Source organism: Streptomyces diacarni, from assembly GCF_003323715.1.
Taxonomy (GTDB): domain Bacteria; phylum Actinomycetota; class Actinomycetes; order Streptomycetales; family Streptomycetaceae; genus Streptomyces; species Streptomyces diacarni.
Genome location: NZ_QOIN01000019.1, coordinates 128,311 through 144,711, shown reverse-complemented (window position 1 = coordinate 144,711; position 16,401 = coordinate 128,311). Strand labels below are relative to the sequence as shown.

15 protein-coding genes and 2 pseudogenes are annotated in these 16,401 nt (G+C 71.1%); 4 read left to right on the top strand and 13 right to left on the bottom strand.

Annotated elements, in window-relative coordinates:
* The 3 genes and pseudogenes from DTL70_RS00750 to DTL70_RS00740 all read right to left on the bottom strand — a co-directional run.
* Positions 1 to 166, bottom strand: a pseudogene (locus tag DTL70_RS00750) (cytochrome bc1 complex cytochrome b subunit); the annotation flags it as partial.
* Between the two features lie 380 nt (positions 167 to 546).
* Entirely contained in the window at positions 547 to 981 is a 435-nt protein-coding gene (locus DTL70_RS00745) for an ankyrin repeat domain-containing protein (RefSeq protein WP_114019820.1), read from the bottom strand.
* 188 nt (positions 982 to 1,169) lie between these two features.
* Positions 1,170 to 2,423, bottom strand: coding sequence for an MFS transporter (locus tag DTL70_RS00740; protein WP_114019847.1), 1,254 nt, complete (start codon positions 2,421 to 2,423; stop codon positions 1,170 to 1,172).
* 347 nt (positions 2,424 to 2,770) lie between these two features.
* Between DTL70_RS00740 and DTL70_RS00735 the strand changes: the two genes are divergently transcribed.
* A complete protein-coding gene (locus tag DTL70_RS00735; RefSeq protein ID WP_114019846.1) occupies positions 2,771 to 2,995 on the top strand; it encodes a hypothetical protein in 225 nt (74 codons plus the stop codon).
* Positions 2,996 to 3,060: 65 nt separating this feature from the next.
* Here the strand turns inward: DTL70_RS00735 and DTL70_RS00730 are convergent.
* Positions 3,061 to 4,071, bottom strand: a pseudogene (locus DTL70_RS00730) (chitinase); the annotation flags it as partial.
* Positions 4,072 to 4,506: 435 nt separating this feature from the next.
* Complete coding sequence (locus tag DTL70_RS00725; protein ID WP_114019819.1) at positions 4,507 to 5,298, bottom strand: FadR/GntR family transcriptional regulator; 792 nt, start codon at positions 5,296 to 5,298, stop codon at positions 4,507 to 4,509.
* Between the two features lie 237 nt (positions 5,299 to 5,535).
* Between DTL70_RS00725 and DTL70_RS00720 the strand changes: the two genes are divergently transcribed.
* Both DTL70_RS00720 and DTL70_RS00715 read left to right on the top strand, forming a co-directional pair.
* The gene (locus DTL70_RS00720) at positions 5,536 to 6,366 is read left to right on the top strand and encodes a carbon-nitrogen hydrolase family protein (protein WP_114019818.1); all 831 of its coding nucleotides are present in this window, start codon (positions 5,536 to 5,538) and stop codon (positions 6,364 to 6,366) included.
* Complete coding sequence (locus tag DTL70_RS00715; RefSeq protein WP_114019817.1) at positions 6,360 to 7,865, top strand: APC family permease; 1,506 nt, start codon at positions 6,360 to 6,362, stop codon at positions 7,863 to 7,865. The genes DTL70_RS00720 and DTL70_RS00715 overlap by 7 nt, the downstream gene beginning before the upstream one ends.
* A gap of 40 nt (positions 7,866 to 7,905) precedes the next feature.
* Here the strand turns inward: DTL70_RS00715 and DTL70_RS00710 are convergent, their stop codons facing one another.
* Positions 7,906 to 8,649 carry a dienelactone hydrolase family protein gene (locus tag DTL70_RS00710; protein ID WP_114019816.1) on the bottom strand — a complete coding sequence of 248 codons (744 nt, stop codon included), beginning with the start codon at positions 8,647 to 8,649 and terminating at the stop codon, positions 7,906 to 7,908.
* Between the two features lie 147 nt (positions 8,650 to 8,796).
* On the opposite strand from DTL70_RS00710, the gene DTL70_RS00705 reads away from it, so the two are divergent.
* Positions 8,797 to 9,279 (top strand): MarR family winged helix-turn-helix transcriptional regulator, encoded by a 483-nt coding sequence (locus DTL70_RS00705; protein ID WP_114019815.1) that lies wholly within the window; start codon positions 8,797 to 8,799, stop codon positions 9,277 to 9,279.
* 30 nt (positions 9,280 to 9,309) lie between these two features.
* On the opposite strand, the gene DTL70_RS00700 is transcribed toward DTL70_RS00705, so the two are convergent.
* The 7 genes from DTL70_RS00700 to DTL70_RS00680 form a co-directional block, all read right to left on the bottom strand.
* On the bottom strand, positions 9,310 to 10,665 hold the full coding sequence (locus tag DTL70_RS00700) for an APC family permease (RefSeq protein ID WP_114019814.1): 1,356 nt from the start codon (positions 10,663 to 10,665) through the stop codon (positions 9,310 to 9,312).
* 199 nt (positions 10,666 to 10,864) lie between these two features.
* Positions 10,865 to 11,038: a hypothetical protein gene (locus tag DTL70_RS33360; protein ID WP_181860709.1), complete on the bottom strand. Its 174-nt coding sequence runs from the start codon at positions 11,036 to 11,038 to the stop codon at positions 10,865 to 10,867.
* A gap of 216 nt (positions 11,039 to 11,254) precedes the next feature.
* Complete coding sequence (locus DTL70_RS00695; RefSeq protein ID WP_114019844.1) at positions 11,255 to 11,911, bottom strand: maleylpyruvate isomerase N-terminal domain-containing protein; 657 nt, start codon at positions 11,909 to 11,911, stop codon at positions 11,255 to 11,257.
* Between the two features lie 104 nt (positions 11,912 to 12,015).
* Positions 12,016 to 13,125, bottom strand: a complete 1,110-nt coding sequence (locus DTL70_RS00690; protein ID WP_114019813.1) for a hypothetical protein — start codon at positions 13,123 to 13,125, stop codon at positions 12,016 to 12,018.
* Positions 13,126 to 13,298: 173 nt separating this feature from the next.
* Entirely contained in the window at positions 13,299 to 13,637 is a 339-nt protein-coding gene (locus tag DTL70_RS34890; protein WP_342776432.1) for a hypothetical protein, read from the bottom strand.
* Positions 13,638 to 13,727: 90 nt separating this feature from the next.
* Positions 13,728 to 14,780 (bottom strand): peptide MFS transporter, encoded by a 1,053-nt coding sequence (locus DTL70_RS00685; protein WP_342776431.1) that lies wholly within the window; start codon positions 14,778 to 14,780, stop codon positions 13,728 to 13,730.
* A gap of 21 nt (positions 14,781 to 14,801) precedes the next feature.
* A complete protein-coding gene (locus DTL70_RS00680; RefSeq protein WP_245978876.1) occupies positions 14,802 to 16,370 on the bottom strand; it encodes an NAD(P)/FAD-dependent oxidoreductase in 1,569 nt (522 codons plus the stop codon).
* Positions 16,371 to 16,401 lie beyond the last annotated feature (31 nt).

Below are 16,401 nucleotides of genomic sequence, written 5' to 3'. Positions count from 1 at the left end.
AGAGCGCGACCTCACCCAGCATGAACGACCAGTGGTCCGGGAAGATCTTGCGCATGTTGGCCTTGGCGAGGCTGTAGATCCCCAGCCGCCCATCGGCCCAGTCGGCGACCCGCTCCCCCGCTGGAGCGTTCGCGGACCGCGCAGGTGCTTTCCTGCTCTTCGACATGCTCAACTGCGCCCCTCCGCTTCCGGCCGGACCGGCCGTCCACACCCCCTTATCGGGGAGTGCTCCCCACTTAGGAGCGCACTGTAGCACTGGACGGGGAGCACTCCCCGTTTCAGGGGTGGCGGCCACGACGGGCGGCCGGTGGCGCGGGCACCGGCCCGGAACCTGCCTGCATGGACGAGCGGTGCGAACGGCTCGCGGAGCGCCACGCGCCCGCGGAGACGAGACACGACCCCCGACTCGCGGACAGCGAAGGTCGAGCCCGGCTCGCCACGCGGCGATACCGGGCTCGTGCAGGAGGTGAACCACAGCGCGCTACCCACCAGGCAGGTGACCGAACTCCTCGGACCCGCTGCGGCCCCGAGCGCCCGACCGCGGCGTCACGTCGCCGTGTCGGACTTCGCTTGCGCAGCGATCAGAAGGTCGGCGGTTTCGGTGTGAGGGCCGGCGTCGACCGCCCATTCGAGAGGCGTGCGGCCGGCGCCCTGGTCTTCACGCAGCCGCGGATCGGCTCCGTACGCCAACAGCGCGCGCACCGTCTCGGTGTGCCCCCAGCAGGCGGCCGCGCACAGCGGTGTGCCCTCCGAACCCGGCCCACCGCTCTCGGCGTCAGGCGCGGCCCCTGCTTGCAGGAGCAGGCGGGCCATGTCCGCCTTGCCGCTCACGGACGCCCGATACAAGGGAGTGGCGCCCTCCGCGTCCGCCCGCTGAGGATCGGCACCGGCCCGGAGCAGGGTCTGCACGCCAGTGGCGTCACCCGTCACGATCGCGTCGAAGAGACGCCGGGAGAGCTTCTTGCGCTGCCGCTGGTTCACGGACCCAGAGCTTAGGGGTACGGCGGGGAACCGAGGCGCCCGGTCAACTGGGGCGAGAGGCTGCGGGGTTCACCCGTGAGTGCCGAAGTGCCGCTCGCCCCTCGCCCAGCAGGGCATCCTCGTGCGGGGCGAGCGCGCCGGCCGCCGCGCTGTCACACGTGCAACGCCGGCGCGAGTCGGTGTCCGCCTCAGCCCAGCTCCCGCGACCGGGTCTCCGGCAGTGCCAGCACACACACCAGGGAGACCACGGCCATCGCGGAGACGTACCAGCCCACCGCGCTGGAACCGTAGGAGGACTGGAGGTCGGTGGCCACCAGCGGCGCCACCGCGCCGCCCAGCACTCCGCCGAGGTTGTAGGCGAACGAGGCACCCGAGTAGCGCACCCGGGCGCTGAACAGCTCCGGCAGGTAGGCGCCCATGGGCCCGTACACGACGCCCATGCAAAACAGTGTGCCGCCCAGCGCGAGGGTGATCAGCAGCGGTTGTCCGGTGTCCAGCAGCGGGAAGAGGACCAGACCCCAGACGACGGCGAGACCGCAGCCGATGAGGACGAGTCGGCGGCGACCGCGGGCGTCGGAGCGGGTGGCGGCGATCCAGGTGCCGACGGCGAGGAAGAGGCAGGCCACCATCGACAGGGCCAGCATGGTGCTGCGCGGGACACCGAGGCCGTCCGTCGCGTAGTTGAGGCAGTAGGTGGTGGCCGTGTAGAAGAGCCCGTAGGCGACGATCATGCCGCCCGCGCCCAGCAGCATCTCGCGCCAGTGGGTCCTGAAGACCTCCATGGCCGGCGCCTTGCTCTTCTCCTGCGCGTCCATCACGCGCTGGAAGACGGGCGTCTCGCTGATCCGCAGCCGTACGAACAGTCCCACCGCGACCAGCGCGAACGACAGCAGGAAGGGGACCCGCCAGCCCCACGAGCGGAACGCGTCGTCGTCGAGCCCGGCGGACAGGGCCCAGAAGATCCCGGTCGCCGCGAAGAACCCGACGGAGGGGCCGAGCTGCGGGAAGGCCGCGAACATGCCGCGGCGTTTCTCGGGCGCGTGTTCCACGGCGAGCAGCGCGGCACCGCCCCATTCGCCGCCGAGTCCGATGCCCTGGAGGAACCGGAGCAGGACGAGCAGCAGCGGCGCCCACACGCCGAGGGTGGCGTAGCCGGGCAGCAGTCCGACGAACGCGGTGGAGAGCCCCATCAGCAGCAGGGAGGCCACCAGTACGGACTTGCGCCCGACCCGGTCGCCGAAGTGTCCGAAGACCAGCGAGCCGAGGGGCCGGGCCACGAAGGCCACCGCGTAGGTGGAGAAGGCCGCCAGGGTGGCGTTGAGAGAGCTGAGGTTGGGGAAGAAGGCGTCGTCGAGGACGAGGGCCGCAGCCGTGCCGTAGGCGTAGAAGTCGTAGAACTCGATGGCCGTGCCGATGAAGCTCGCGACGGCCACCCGGCGCATGCTCTCCCCGCCACCGTCTTTCCCTTCACCGTTCTCCGCGTCCCCGGGCGTGCCGGTGTCCGTCAGGGCCGCGTCGGTCTCCGGGGTGCTGCCGGGGGCGTCCGGGGCACTGGTCTTCCGGAGAGCGCCGGGGATGCCGTCCTCCGGCGTGCCATCGCCGCTCTGCGGCTCGGGGGATCCCATTTTCGCTTGTCCTGCTCGCTGGCTCACAGGCGCACTTTTTCGGGAGGGCGGGCGTGAGTCAAGAGACGCAAGCGCGCGTCTCGTTCAGCGAGACGACGCTGGTCGAGCGCGCCATCGCGCGACTCCGGCTGCGATGTCGTCCGGTTCCTCACTACCATCACCGGATGGAGAACATGACGTGCACCCAGTGCGATACGCCCGGACTCGAGCCCGGCTTCGTCGAGGACACCGGCCAGAACACGCGCGGTTACGCCCGCTGGATAGCGGGGCACTTGGAGCGTGGCATCTTCGGCGGTGCCAAGCGCATGGGCCGGCAGTCCCGGCAGATCGAGGCCTACCGTTGCCCCAAGTGCGGGCACCTGGAGCTCTTCGCGACGCACGAGTCCTGACATCGGTGCCCGCGCCGACGGCGTGTGTGCCGTGCGGGCGCGGTGACCGGTGTCCTCAGCTGGTGTCAGCCGTAGTAGCGGTCGAAGTTTTGCGAGAACTCCGAGCCGTTGAACCCGTCCCAGTTGATCGACCAGGTCATCAGCCCGCGCAGAGCGGGTTGGCTGCCGTGTGGCTCGTACGAGCCGCACTCGGTTCCCTTGGTGAGGCAGTCGAGGGTCTTGTCGACCTCGCCCGGCGCGATGTGTCCGTTGCCGGCCTGCGACGAGGCGGGCAAGCCGATCGCCACCTTGCTCGGAGGCAGACCGGGGAAGACCTTGCCGGCGTCACCCTGGACGGGGAAGCCCGCGAGCAGCATGTCGGTCATCGCGATGGGGAAGTCGGCGCTGCCCATCTGGTGGTAGGCGTCGTCCAGCCCCATGATCGGGCCCGAGTTGTAGTTCTGTACGTGGAGCAGCGTCAGTTCGTCGCGCAGCGCGTGGATCACCGGCAGGTAGGCGCCGGCGCGCGGGTCGCCGCCCCACTGCCCGGAGCCGTAGCGCTGGTAGCCGAGCTGGACGAAGAAGGTCTCCGGGGCCATGGTGAGGGTGAAGTCCGCGCCGTACTCGGCCTTGAGTGACTTGACGGCGGAGATCAGGTTCACGATGACGGGTGTGGTGGGGTTCTCGAAGTCGGTGTCGCCCTCGTCGAGTGAGAGCGAGTGGCCTTCGAAGTCGATGTCGAGGCCGTCGAGGCCGTACTCGTCGATGATTGCCGAGACGGACGAGACGAAGGTGTCGCGGGCCTGCTGAGTGGTCAGCCGTACCTGCCCGTTCTGGCCTCCGATGGAGATGAGGACCTTCTTGCCCTGCGCCTGCTTGGCCTTGATCGCGGCTTTGAACTCCTCCTTCGTCTCCACGTTCGGACACTCGCTCTGCGGGCAGAGGTCGAAGCGGATGTCACCGGACGTCGCCGTGGTCGGTTCGCCGAAGGCGAGGTCGATGACGTCCCAGCTGTCGGGGACGTCGGCGAGACGGGTGTAGCCGGAGCCGTTGGCGAAGCTTGCGTGCAGGTACCCGATCAGGGCGTGCTCGGGCAGCGCCGCGCCGCGGGGCTGGACGGCGGACGAGGCCGCGGGCGCCTCGGCGGGCGGGTGGTGGGTGCCGGCGGCTCCGGCCGCGGCGGCCGGAGCGGTGAGCAGGCCGGCCCCCACGAGGAGGAAGGCCGCGCCCGCGGTGCGGAGCCGGGAGAGTGTGCGTCGGCCCTGGCGGGGGCCGGAGGGGGAGCGTGCCACAACTGCCTCCAGGGGGGCGCTCGTTGGGGAGCGAACCATGGCCAAGTTGGTCCAGACCAAAGAGGTTGTCAAGAGCTGACGCCGTGGCGGCTCGACTGCCTCACGGGGAACACCGCACCGACGAGCCCCCGGCAGAAGGGAGCGGACGGGGCGGCAGGCGGTCGGTGGTTCGCACGGCGGAGCGGGCGTCGGATGCGCGCGCGGCCAGGCGCGGGCTGAGACGGCGGCGCGCGCTCCTCGCTACCCCTCTCGGGCGTGCTCGGGGGCCGGTGCGGGGTGCTCGTCCGATGTGCCGGTCGCGGTGAGGCCCACGTACATGGTGCGGTGCAGTTCGGCGGCGTGTGCGGAGAGCAGGCGGGCGGCGAGCGCCGCGTCCCGGCCGTCCAGCGCGGCCCTGATCTGCTTGTGCTGCTCATTGCTGGTACGCAGATAGCTCATGGCGTAGGGCAGGAAATAGCAGTACAGCTCGCCGGTGACACGCGTGTACATCGCGAGCGCGCTGGGCAACCCCGCGGCGGTCGCGATGAGCGAGTGGAAGCGCTTGTCCGACGTATGGAAGTCCGCCCAGGTGGTCGCCGCGTCCATCTCGGCGATCGCCGCGTCCAGCAGGCCGAGCGTCTCCGCGTCGATGCGCGCGGTGGCCAGGTGCGCGAACCCGGCCTCCATGACGACCCGCTCGTCGATCAGGCGCCGGACGCGCGCGGCGTCCTGACGGTAGGCGGCGCTCTCGGCCACCGCGTGCAGGCGCGGCTGTTCGGCGATGAACGTCCCCCCGCTGCGCCCCGGGCGCCGCCGGACGATGCCTTCCCGCTCCAGCGCGCTGAACGCCCGGCGCACGGTGATCTCGCCGACGCCCAGCGCGGCCGCGGTCGCGCGGACGTTCGGCAGCCGCTCCCCCGGCGCCAGCAGCCCCAGGTCCACGGCGAGCGAGATGCGGGCTCTGACGGTGTCGAGAGCGCTGGTGCGGCGGATCGCGGTCAGCGGGCCACGACTCAGCGCCCCTGCGGCGCTGTCACCAAGCTCGGATGCCATCGGCACAGCCTAAAGCCTCTCGCTTCGACCTTGCCGGGCTCGCGCCCTGCCCGGCTGCCGGGCGATGGCCGCTCCGTGAACCCTTTACGTGGTCAAAGTGAGCATGTTTATATGACGGCCGGGCCGCGATCCACCCCGCCATCCGGGCCCTCTTCCGGGCCCACCGCCCGCTTCCGCCACACGCGCCTCGCGGCTGTCCTGCACCGCCGTACCCCTCCCCCCGATTCGAAGGTGCCGATGAAGATCTCCGCGCTCCAGACCGCCGGAACGCCGGGCGACGTACCCGCCAACTGCGGCGAACTCGACGCCGCCTGCTCCCGCGCCGTGAGCCGAGGGAGCCGCCTGCTCATCACCCCGGAGATGTTCCTCACCGGGTACAACATCGGGGAGCGCGTGCACGGACTGGCGGCCACCGACCTGCTCTCCCCGGTGCGGGAGATCGCCCGGAGACACCAACTCGCCCTCGTCGTGGGCCTGCCCGAGAGCGAGCACGGCGCCTGCTACAACTCCGCCGTCTTCATCGACCCCGACGGACAGGTGCGCGGCCGTCACCGCAAGACCCACCTCTTCGGCGAACTGGACCGCACCTCCTTCACCGCGGGTGACCGACTGGTCTCCGTCGTCGACTTCGAGGGCGTCCGCATCGCCCTGCTGATCTGCTACGACGTGGAGTTCCCCGAAACGGTACGGGCCGCGGCCGCGGCAGGGGCCGACCTGGTGGCCGTGCCGACGGCCCAGATGGAGCCGTACGCGTTCGTGGCCGACCACCTGCTGCGCGTCCGCGCCTGGGAGAACCAGGTCTACGTCGCCTACGCCAACCACGCCGGCGCGGAGGGGGCCTTGCGGTACGTCGGCCGCAGCTGCCTCGTCGCGCCCTCCGGCGAGGTGCTGGACCGCGTGGAGCACGGTGACGGGCTGCTCAGCGCGACCATCGACCCACGCGTCGTCGCGCGGGCCCGCGACGCCAACCCCTACCTCGCCGACCGCCGCGTGGACCTCTACACCGAGGGCCCCGTCGAACACCGCGCTCCGCACGCCACCCGCGACGCCAAGGACTCCCCATGCTGACCGACTCCGGCCGCGCACCCGCAGAGGGCGCCGCGTCCAGCTCCCCCGACCTCAGCGGGCGGCTGGGTACAGGGTCCATCGTGTTCATGGTGATCGCCGCGGCCGCTCCCCTGACGGTCGTGGGCGGCAACGTCCCCCTCGCGGTGGCCGGCGGCCCGGGCGCCGGTGCGCCCGTCGGCTTCGCCCTGGCCTCCTTGCTGCTGCTCGTCTTCGCCGTCGGCTTCGTCGCCATGACGCCCCACGTGCCGCAAGCGGGCGCCTTCTACGCCTACGCCACGCGCGGCCTCGGCGGCCGTATGGGGGTCGGTACGGCCGCGGTCGCGCTCGTCACCTACACAGCGATCCAGGTCGGCGTGTACGGCTACCTGGGCGGGGCGGTGAACGACGCGCTCTCCCTCTTCGGCGGCCCCACGTCGACACCGTGGTGGGTCTGGTCGCTGCTGGCCCTCGGTGCGGTGGCGTTCCTCGGCTACCGGCACATCGAGCTCAGCTCCAAGGTGCTCGGCGTGGCGCTGGTGCTGGAGATCGCTGTCGTGGTCGTTCTCGACGCGGTGGTCTTCGCGCGCGGCGGTGCCCACGGGATCAGCGGGGAATCGTTCACTCCGCACGCGGCCGTCTCAGGCCCGCTCGGCATCGCGGTGCTCTTCGCGCTCACCGGCTTCATCGGTTTCGAGGCCACGGCCGTCTTCCGGGACGAGGCACGTGACCCCGAGCGGACCATCCCCCGCGCGACCTATCTGGCGGTGCTGATCATAGGCGGCTTCTACACCGTCTCCTGCTGGGCACTCATCCTGGCTGCCGGCACGACGGACGCCTCGGCGGTCGCGCAACGCACGGTGGACGGCCGGGGTGACATGCTGATGGACACCGCGCAGGCATACGTCGGCACCACGCTGCGCGATCTGATGCAGGTCCTGCTGCTCAGCAGCCTGTTCGCATGTGTGCTCTCGTTCCACAACGTCATCGCCCGCTACACCTTCGCCCTCTCTCGGCAAGGCCTGATGCCCGCGCGGCTGGGCGCCGTCCACCCGCGCCACCAGTCGCCTTCCGCCTCCTCCGTGGCCCAGAGCATCACCGCGTGCGTACTGGTCGCGGTCTGCGCCGCCTGCCGACTGGATCCGCTGGCGGGGGTGTTCGGCTCCATGGCGGGCGTCTCCACGGTCGGCATGGTGATCCTGATGCTGGTCACCTCCGTCGCGGTGCTGGCCCACTTCGTTCGCCGCCCCCAGCTCGCCCGGGGGAAACTGTGGCAGACCCGCATCGCTCCCGCACTCGCCGTACTGGGCCTGTTGGTCGCCATGTGGCTCGTGCTGACCAACTTCACGCTGGTCACCGGCGGTGGAGTGCTGCTGAGCACGATCCTGGCGCTCGTCCCCTTCGCAGCACTGGGGGCGGGTATCGCCCGCGGGCCCGGACCCCGTGACCTGTCGGAGCCGGCCACCGCTGACACCCACGCCGACGTCACGGCCGACACCGACGCCGGCACCGAGACGTCCTGACGCCGCGGAGCGGTTCGTCCTCTGCGCGGGGAGACGCGTGTCAGCCCGCCACCAGGGTGCGGCGAAGAAGTGGAAGCAGACGGTCCCAGTGGCGCCGCAGTGCTGCGGGGTCGAAGGCGTCGGTGTCGGACATGGTGAAGCCGTGGACGGTGCCGGGGTAGATCTCGGACGTGTGGTCGACACCCGCGGCGTCCAGGGCCGCGTTGAGCTCATCGAGGGCGCCGGGGGTCATGTCGGTCTCGGCGTGGCCGAGGTGGACCCGTGCGGTGAGTTGCGCCAGCAGGCGGTCCAGGCTCTCGGGTCCGTCGGCCACGGGGCCGTGGAAGTTCGCGACGGCGGCCACCTGCTCCGGATGGGCCGCGGCGGTGCGCATCGCCAGGAGGCCGCCGATGCAGTAGCCGGTCACCGCGACCGGGCCCGCGCAGACCTCGGGCCTGGTGGTGAGGTAGCTGAGGTAGGCGTCGGCGTCACTCAGCACGCGGTCGTCGGTGTGTGCCTCGATGAGCGGCATCAGCTGAGCGACGAGCGCGGGCCGCACGTCCTCGCCGATGTGCTCGGGGAGTTCGACGACGGGTGCGGGGCCCTGCCGGTAGAAGAAGTGCGGAACGAGCACGTAGTAGCCGTGCTCGGCCAGTTCGTGTGCCATCGTGCGCAGCACGGGTCTGATGCCGAAGGCGTCCGCGTACATCAGCACGCCCGGGTGCCGTCCTCCGGCGTCGGGGAAGGCGACGAACCCGTCGGCCTCGCCGTCCGTGGTGGGGATCCGCACAGTCTTGGTGGGCACTGTCTTCCTTCCTCGGGGGGTTACCGGCTCGGCGTCGCGGACGTCGGCGACACCGGCGTCGGCAGCGGCAGCGTTAGTGGCACTAACGACCATGGCGCGAGTGAACGTATCCCGTTAGTCGGACTAACGCAACGGTAGGGTGGGGGCATGAGCAGAGCCGATGCTGTGGACGTGCCCGACGACGGCGCGCGCAGGACGCCCGACAGGCTGCGTCGGCGGGCGAGTCGGCTGTTGTCGCAGCTGACCATGCGATCCGACCGCCTGGTCAACGAGGGTCTGGCCCGGGTCGACGCCCGTAAGTGGCACTACGCCGTGCTCGCCTCGCTCCAGGAACATGGCCCCGGCAGCCAGGCGGAGCTGAGCAGGCGCTCCGGCATCTACCGCAGCGACATGGTCGGTGTGCTCAACGAACTGGCCGAGCGCGACCTGGTCGAGCGGGGGCCGGACCCCGAGGACCGGCGTCGCAACGTCATCACGATCTCGGACCGGGGCCGCCGTCGGCTGCGCCGTCTCGACAAGGTGCTCGACGATCTCCACGACGAGCTGCTGGCGCCGCTGAGCCCGGCCGAGCGCGACCAGTTCGTACAGCTGACCACCCGCTTGCTCGACCACCACACCCGTACCTCCTGAGCCGCGTCGGGCGACAGCGGCGCGGGCGGGTCACCGCGCTTCGCCGGTGGCGTCGCCCATCGGCTGCGCGTGCCCGCCCCGGCGCCGCAGGGCGGCGACGGCACCCAGGACGATCCCCACGGCGAGGACGACCAGCCCACGCAGCCACACCTCGCCCTCGACCTGCGTCGCCAGCACCACGCAGGACACCGCGCCGAGCGCGGGCACGAGGGCGGGAGAGCGGAAGTGGTCCCGCTCGGCAGGCGTACGCCGCAGTACGAGCGCGGCGGTGTTCACGAGGAAGAAGACGACCAGCAGCAGGAGCACCAGCGTGGAGGCGAGCGACGCGACGCTGCCGGTCAACGCGAGGAGCAGCGAGAGCACGGTGGTGGCCGCGATCGCGGCCCACGGCGTGCGGCGCACGGGCAGCACCCGGGTCAGGACACCGGGAAGCAGACCGTCGCGCGCCATGCCGAAGGTGAGGCGGGAGGACATGATGCCGGTGAGCAGCGCGCCGTTCGCCACGGCGACCAGCGCCACCACGCTGAAGACCCGCGGCGGCACCCCACCGGCTTCCCTGACCACCTCGAGGAGGGGGCCGCTGCTGTTGACCAGCTGATGCGTCGGCACCGCCGCCGCAGCGACGCAGCCGACGAGCACGTAGACGAGCCCGGCCGTGAGCAGCGCACCGAACAGGGCGCGCGGGTAGGAGCGCCGCGGGTCCCTGGTCTCCTCGGCGACATTGACGGACGTCTCGAAGCCGACGAAGGAGTAGTAGGCCAGCACGGCGCCGCTGAGCACCGCCGCGGCGGATCCCGTCCCCGGCGTGCCGACGTCGACGAGCCGGCCGAGATCGCCGTCGCCGCGCGCGAGAACCCATCCGCCGAGTCCGATGACCAGGACCAGCCCGCCCACCTCGACGACGGTTGCGACGGCGTTGGCCCGGGTGGACTCGCTGATGCCGCGCAGGTTGAGCAGCGCGAGCGCGGCCAGGAACACCAGGGCCACCAGTGCGACTGGCAGCGAGACGAACTCGGCCAGATAGTCGCCCGCGAACCCCCGCGCCAGCGCCGCCACGGACACCACTCCGGCAGCCAGCATGCAGAAACCGGCGAGAAAGCCGACGAACGGACCGTAGGCCAGGGTGGCGTAGTGGGAGGCTCCGCCGGCACGCGGATAGCGGGTGGCCAGCTCCGCGTAGGACGCCGCCGTGAGCAGGGCGAGGCACAGGGCGGCGGCCAGTGGCAGCCACACCGCGGGACCGGATTCCGCGGCCACCTGGCCCACCAGCACATACACCCCGGCGCCCAGGATGTCCCCGAGGATGAAGAAGTACAGGAGCGTGGTGCTGAGCGTCTGGCGCAGTGGGGAGGAACGGTTCGCCGAGGGGTGCGGTGTGCGGTTCATGGACCACGTGTGCCCGCTCCGGCCGTTCGAGACCCCGCGACTGCGACCCCCTGCGGCGGGTGGGTGGCCCGCGCCATGCAGCATGCGGACGAGTGGTGTCTTCCAGGACCGCCGCCCGTCCTGGCGCGCCCGGCACGGAGGAGACCGCGCTCCCAGGGGGTGCGGCCGGCCCGGGCCCCTTACGGAGCCCGGGCACGGCTCATCCCTCGGAGGGGTTCTCCTCGAAGTCCTCCGGGCTGACATCCGCTTCCTCGAACGCCTCCCTCAGTGTGGCGCCGGAGTGGGTCCTCGGCTGCTCTTCGGGGGGCGTGGCTTCCTCGACCACCTGGTCCGTGGTCTCGGTCTTCGGACGGCTTTCTTCCGGAACAGTCATGATCACTTTCCCTCGGGGTCTGCCCTGACGACGCGCGGCGCACGGCGTCCGGGCTCCGCTCACACCCCGGGGTCCCCAGCCCGTCCGGAATGAACCGCACGGGCCGCGGGGAGCTTGTCACCGGGATGTCGCACTCCCAGGTGCGGTGCCTGCGTGGTCTGCTCGGCTGCTCGGTCTGCTGAACGAACTGCGAGGTGGGTGGCGACGGCGAGCGCGTCAGCCGAGGACGAACGGCACTCGCGCCGCCAGTTCGCCGAGAGCGCTCCTCTCCGCCTGCGTCGGTGCCCGGCGGCCGGTGCCGACCAACAGCACGTCCTTGTCGGTGAACGACGCGGGGAACGCGGAGCCGGAGATCTGCTCCAGCATCGTCCGGGAGCGGGCCAGCCCCTCGGCGGGCGGATCCGCCGCGTGCGGCAGGTGTGCGGTCAGGTCGAGGTGGTGCAGCGTCCACTCCAGGACGTAGGCGGCGAGGTAATCGCCCACGGTCAGGACCATGTCCTGGGTGCGCACCCGAGAGTCCGGGTCGGCGAGTTCCGCGGCGCGTCCGGCGGCGGATCCGACATCGTCGAGATGGAACGTGAGCAGGTGCGGGTCCTCGTACGCGGCGGCGAGTCGGACGGTCAGCGCGTCGAGCGGGTCCTCACCGGTGGGCAGCCGGTCCTCGACGCTCCAGTACCCCGCCGCGTCGACGGTCGGTGCGGTGTCGGCGGGGGTCACCAGGGTGATCAGGACGTCCTGCGCGTCGATGATCAGGTGGCACACGAGGTCCCGCACGAGCCAGCCGGTGCAGCCGGACGGCCGCTGGAAACCGTCGGCGGGAAGCTCGGCGACCGCCGTGCGCAGCGCCGCCCACGAGCGTGAGAAGAGATCCACCTCGGCAAGGTAGTGCCGTACCGAAGTGACGGACAAGCGCGTCGGCTCGGCCGGTACCGGCCACGGCGGGCAGGCCCCCGCCCGGACCGGGGCCTGCCGACTGCTCACGTCCGGGTCGCCCTCCCGCAGTCCTCGTCCCCGGCCTCCCGCATCCGCTCGTCCATCGACGTGTCGCGGTCGTACGGATCGACTTCGGGCCCTGTCGCCGCTTCCCCGTCCGTCTGCGCACCGAACTTCGGGTTCAGGTAGCCGTTGACGCCGTCGCAGCCACCGTTGGTGGTGTCCACCCTGTACGACACGAGGGAGAAAGTACCCGCTTTGGTGTGCACCTTCGCCGGGTCGTCCCAGCTCATCACGGTCTCGCGCCGCACGATCGTCCGTGCGACCTGGTCGCTTCCCTCCTCGGCGGCCACCACCGGGTACACATAGGTGACGTCCGCGGTGACTTCGAGCGCGCCGTCCTCACCTCTCTCGAAGGTCACCCGGCCTCGGGTCTTCACCACGTCCCCGGCGAGCCTCACCTTCGCCGGGTCGAACCGGCTGAACAGCATGAGCGGGTTGTTCTTCCTGCTCGGACTGTCGAAAGCGGTGTCCAGGAAGTCCTGCACGTCCCGCTGCCGCGGGTTGATCAGCGCGATGGCCTTCTCCGGGCGCTCTCCGCTCAGCACCCCCGCTTCCAGGCTCGACGCCGCAAGGAAGTCACGTGTGCTCTCCAGCGCCTGGGCGACCTGCGCCTTGGACATCCAACCGGTCGCGTCGGGCGCGGGGAAGGTGATGCCGGCCAGACCCTCGCTCCACTCGCGTGCGGGCGATCCCCTGAAGGGCTCCCGCAGGGTGGGCTGTCGCGCGGCCGCCGAGTCCGCGGCGAGCGGCGGTGTCTGCTCGTCGCTCTGGCCGGGGAGCCACCCGAGCACCCCGGTGGGCTTCAGCGCCAGCACCAGCAGCCCGAGCGCGAGCAGGAGTCCCGCCCCGTACAGCAGCCGCTTCGCGCCGCGGCCCGTGCCCCTGCGGGTGTTCCCGCCCTGGGCGGACGGCTCGAACGTCCGCCAGCCCGTCGGCCTGTCGGGCTCCTCGCGCAGCCGCCTGGCGACCATCCTCGCCCGCGCCGACGGCTCCTTGGGCGCGTTCTTCTCGCCGGACTCCGCGTCCCGGAGGAACTGCTCCCACTCCTCGTCCGATATGGACGCCCCGTCGTGCTCGTCGCCCCTGCCCACGCCGCTCTCCCCGCCTCAGCCCCCGACCACCGCATGCCGGTCGTCGCGGGCATGATCGTACAACCATGGACGAAGGGTCACGGCCCGGGCCGCCCGTCACGGCCCGGGCCCCTCCTCGCTCCTCGATCAGCACCCTCCTCGCTCCCCGACGGGCGGCTGCCGCGGGACGTCCGCTACGGAGCGCTCACGCCCGCGTGGAGCCACGTGTTCAACGGCTTTCGGGCGAGCAGCAGTGCTCCGCCCAGGACCACCGCGGACGTTGCGACGATCGAGAAGTAGGCGCTGCTCGGGATCGCGGCGAACAGCTGGCCGAGCAGGCCGGACAGCGACGACCCGAGCGCCAGGGTGAGGAAGTTCAGCCCGACCATCTGCGCCCCGAACTTCGCCGGCCCGATCTTCGTCGCCAACGCCAGCCCGATCGGCCCGACGAAGACCTCGGACGACCCGGCGAGCGCCATGAACGCCAGGATGAGGAACAGCGGGATCGTCCCGTTCCCCGTGATGGTCGACACGGCGAGGAGGAAGAAGTAGGCGACGCCGATCTGTATGAGCCCGATCGCGAACTTCGCCGCAGGGCCCGGCTGTCGTCGCCCGAGACTCCCTCACAGGCGTGCGACGAGCGGCGTGATGAGCACGGCCGAGAGCGGACTGACCGTCGTGATCCAGGCGACGGGGAACGACCACCCACCGATGTCGAGGTCGACCCGGTCGGTGATGAGGATCGAGATCGCCGTGAACTTCTGGAAGAGGAAACCGAAGTAGATGCCGGAGAGCAGGAACAGCGGCAGGTAGGCGCTCACCCGCTTCTTCTCGTCACTGGTCACCTTGGACGAGGAGAGGATGACGGCGAAGTATCCGGCCGCGGCGACGAGGGCGACGATCGTGACGACGCTCGACAGGTTCTCCGCCGTGAGCCATCCGGCCAGCGCGCTCACCACGATGACGGCGGGCGCGGCGAGCGTGTAGCCGATCGGGGCGAGGAGCTTGCCTGAGGGCAGCGGGTTGTTCACCTGTCCCGCCCGCTCGGGCAGGTTCTTCAGCGAGAGCGCGTACTGGACGATGGCGGCGAGCATGCCGATGGCGGCGAGCCCGAAGCCGTAGTGGAAACCCCACTGGTTCTGTGCGAAACCGGTGCTCAGCGGCCCGACGACGGCGCCGACGTTGATCGCCATGTAGAAGTAGGAGAACCCGGCGTCACGCTTGGCGTCGGACTGGCCGTCGAGCAGGAACCCGACGATCGAGGTGATGTTGGTCTTGAGGGCTCCCGTGCCGAGGATGATGAGGACCAGGCCGACGCCGAGACCGGTCAACCCGGGCCAGGCCGCGAGCAGAACGTGCCCGCAGGCGATGATCACGCCACCCCACAGCACCACCCACTTGGGGCTGACGAGCCGGTCACCGATCCAGGCGCCGACGAGCTGCGCGAGGTAGACGGCGCCGCCGTAGGCACCGACGATGCCCGCCGAAGCGGAGGCCCCGAGGTCGAGTCCGCCCTTGTCGAGCGAGTAGAGGAGATAGAACGAGAGGATGCCCTGGAGGCCGTAGAAGGAGAAGCGCTCCCAGAGTTCCGTGAACGCCATGCTCCAGATCGCGCGGGGCACGGCACGGGACGCGTTCGGGGCGGCGAGCCGCGGTCGCGGTGGTGTCACTGTCATGGTGTCGTCCTGGAAGTCGGGTTACTCGTGGAGTCCTGCCAGCCGTGAGCCGAAGCGGGCGATGAGCGAGGTCCGCTCCGCGCGACGCGAGTGCTCCCAGCCGTCGGCGGCCTCGAACAGCCGGTACATCGCGTGGACGCCGAGCCAGCGCACCGGCTCGGGCTCCCAGAGCCCGGAGTCGTGGTCGTTCCACGGAAGTTCGGTACGGGAGGTCGTCCTGCCCTCGGCACGGTCGAGGAGCGTGCGGGCGGCCAGCTGGGTCGCCGTCACCCCGTGCCCGGCATAGCCGCGGGCGACGCCGATGCGCTGGTGCGGGTCGAAGTAGATGCCCGCGCACCAGTCGCGGGTGACGCCGATGACTCCGCGCCAGGCGTGGGCGATCGGCATGTCGAACCCCGGGAAGAGCGCCCCCAGCTTGTGCCGCAGCTGCGCGACGGTCCGCTCGTCGACGGCGCCGCTGCCCGGCGTGCCCGAGTTGAAAGCGTAGGGGGACCCGCGGCCGCCGATCGCGATCCGCCCGTCGGCGGTGCGCTGGGCGTAGACGAAGGTGTGCGCGGAATCGCTGAGGCACTCCCGGCCCTCCCAGCCGATCCGCGCCCACGTCTCCTCGGGCAGCTGTTCCGTGACGATGATCGACGAGTTCACCGGGATCACCTGGCGGGCGCCGAGGCCGGGCGCGTCCCCGCCGATCGTGCCCGAGTACGCCTCGAGGCAGGACAGGATGGTCGTGCCGCGCACCGCACCCCGGTTCGTCACGGCGCAGCCCGCGCCGATGCGGCTGACCCGCGCGTTCTCGCAGATCCGCACACCGCGGGCGGCGACCACAGCGGCGAGTCCCCGGGTGAGCAGTGCGGGATCGACCGCGGTCGTGCGCTCGTAGAAGATGCCGCCGACCGCGTTGTCGACGTTGACGCGGGCCCGCGTCTCGGCGGCGGACAGCAGCCGCACGTCGTCCGTCGAGTACCCGTAGGTGAGGTCGCCCTGATAGGTCGCGCGGATGCGCTCCATCCCTGCCGGTGTCTGCGCGACCTTGAGGTTGCCGCCCTGCGCCTGGTGGGCGTCGATGCCCTCGGCGTCGAGCACGGCCAGGGTCTCGTCGATCGCTGTGAACATGGCCTGCTGGAAGGCGCGCACGGCTTCGAGTCCGCTGCCTCGGGCAGCGGTGACGGACTTGGCGTAGACGGCCCTGTTACCGGGGATGAGAGTCGAGAGCCAGCCTCCGTTCCGGCCGCTCGCGCCGTAGCCGACCTCTTCGGCTTCGAGAACGGTGATCGCCCAGTCGGGGTGTTCGAGTGAGGCGTAGTACGCCGCCCACAGCCCGGTCAGTCCGCCGCCGATGATGACGAGGTCCTGGTTCCCGGTCGGCAGCGCGGGCGGCGTGGTGCTCGCGTCGTCGCCGCCGCCGGCGGCGGTTCGAGAGGCCTGCGGAGCTTCCGCTGCTCTGGGTGCCTCTGCAGCGTCTGCGGCCTCTCCGGCGTTCGCGGCGGCTGCGGCGTCTACGGCGGCTGCGGCTTCGCTTCGTGCGGAAGAGCCCGGGCGGTCGGAGTTCCGCATCCAGTGCGAGACCTCGCCGTTGCGATACGTGGTCATTACCTGTCTCCTCGACGGTTGCCGGATTACT

Bases quoted from the DNA above. Each gene is read 5' to 3' on its own strand.
- DTL70_RS33360 (WP_181860709.1), bottom strand. From the start codon at position 11,038: ATGACTGTTCCGGAAGAAAGCCGTCCGAAGACCGAGACCACGGACCAG.
- DTL70_RS00680 (WP_245978876.1), bottom strand. From the start codon at position 16,370: ATGACCACGTATCGCAACGGCGAGGTCTCGCACTGGATGCGGAACTCC.
- DTL70_RS00705 (WP_114019815.1), top strand. From the start codon at position 8,797: ATGAGCAGAGCCGATGCTGTGGACGTGCCCGACGACGGCGCGCGCAGG.
- DTL70_RS00725 (WP_114019819.1), bottom strand. From the start codon at position 5,298: ATGGCATCCGAGCTTGGTGACAGCGCCGCAGGGGCGCTGAGTCGTGGC.
- DTL70_RS00740 (WP_114019847.1), bottom strand. From the start codon at position 2,423: ATGCGCCGGGTGGCCGTCGCGAGCTTCATCGGCACGGCCATCGAGTTC.
- DTL70_RS00720 (WP_114019818.1), top strand. From the start codon at position 5,536: ATGAAGATCTCCGCGCTCCAGACCGCCGGAACGCCGGGCGACGTACCC.
- DTL70_RS00735 (WP_114019846.1), top strand. From the start codon at position 2,771: ATGGAGAACATGACGTGCACCCAGTGCGATACGCCCGGACTCGAGCCC.
- DTL70_RS00700 (WP_114019814.1), bottom strand. From the start codon at position 10,665: ATGAACCGCACACCGCACCCCTCGGCGAACCGTTCCTCCCCACTGCGC.
- DTL70_RS00685 (WP_342776431.1), bottom strand. From the start codon at position 14,780: ATGACAGTGACACCACCGCGACCGCGGCTCGCCGCCCCGAACGCGTCC.
- DTL70_RS00715 (WP_114019817.1), top strand. From the start codon at position 6,360: ATGCTGACCGACTCCGGCCGCGCACCCGCAGAGGGCGCCGCGTCCAGC.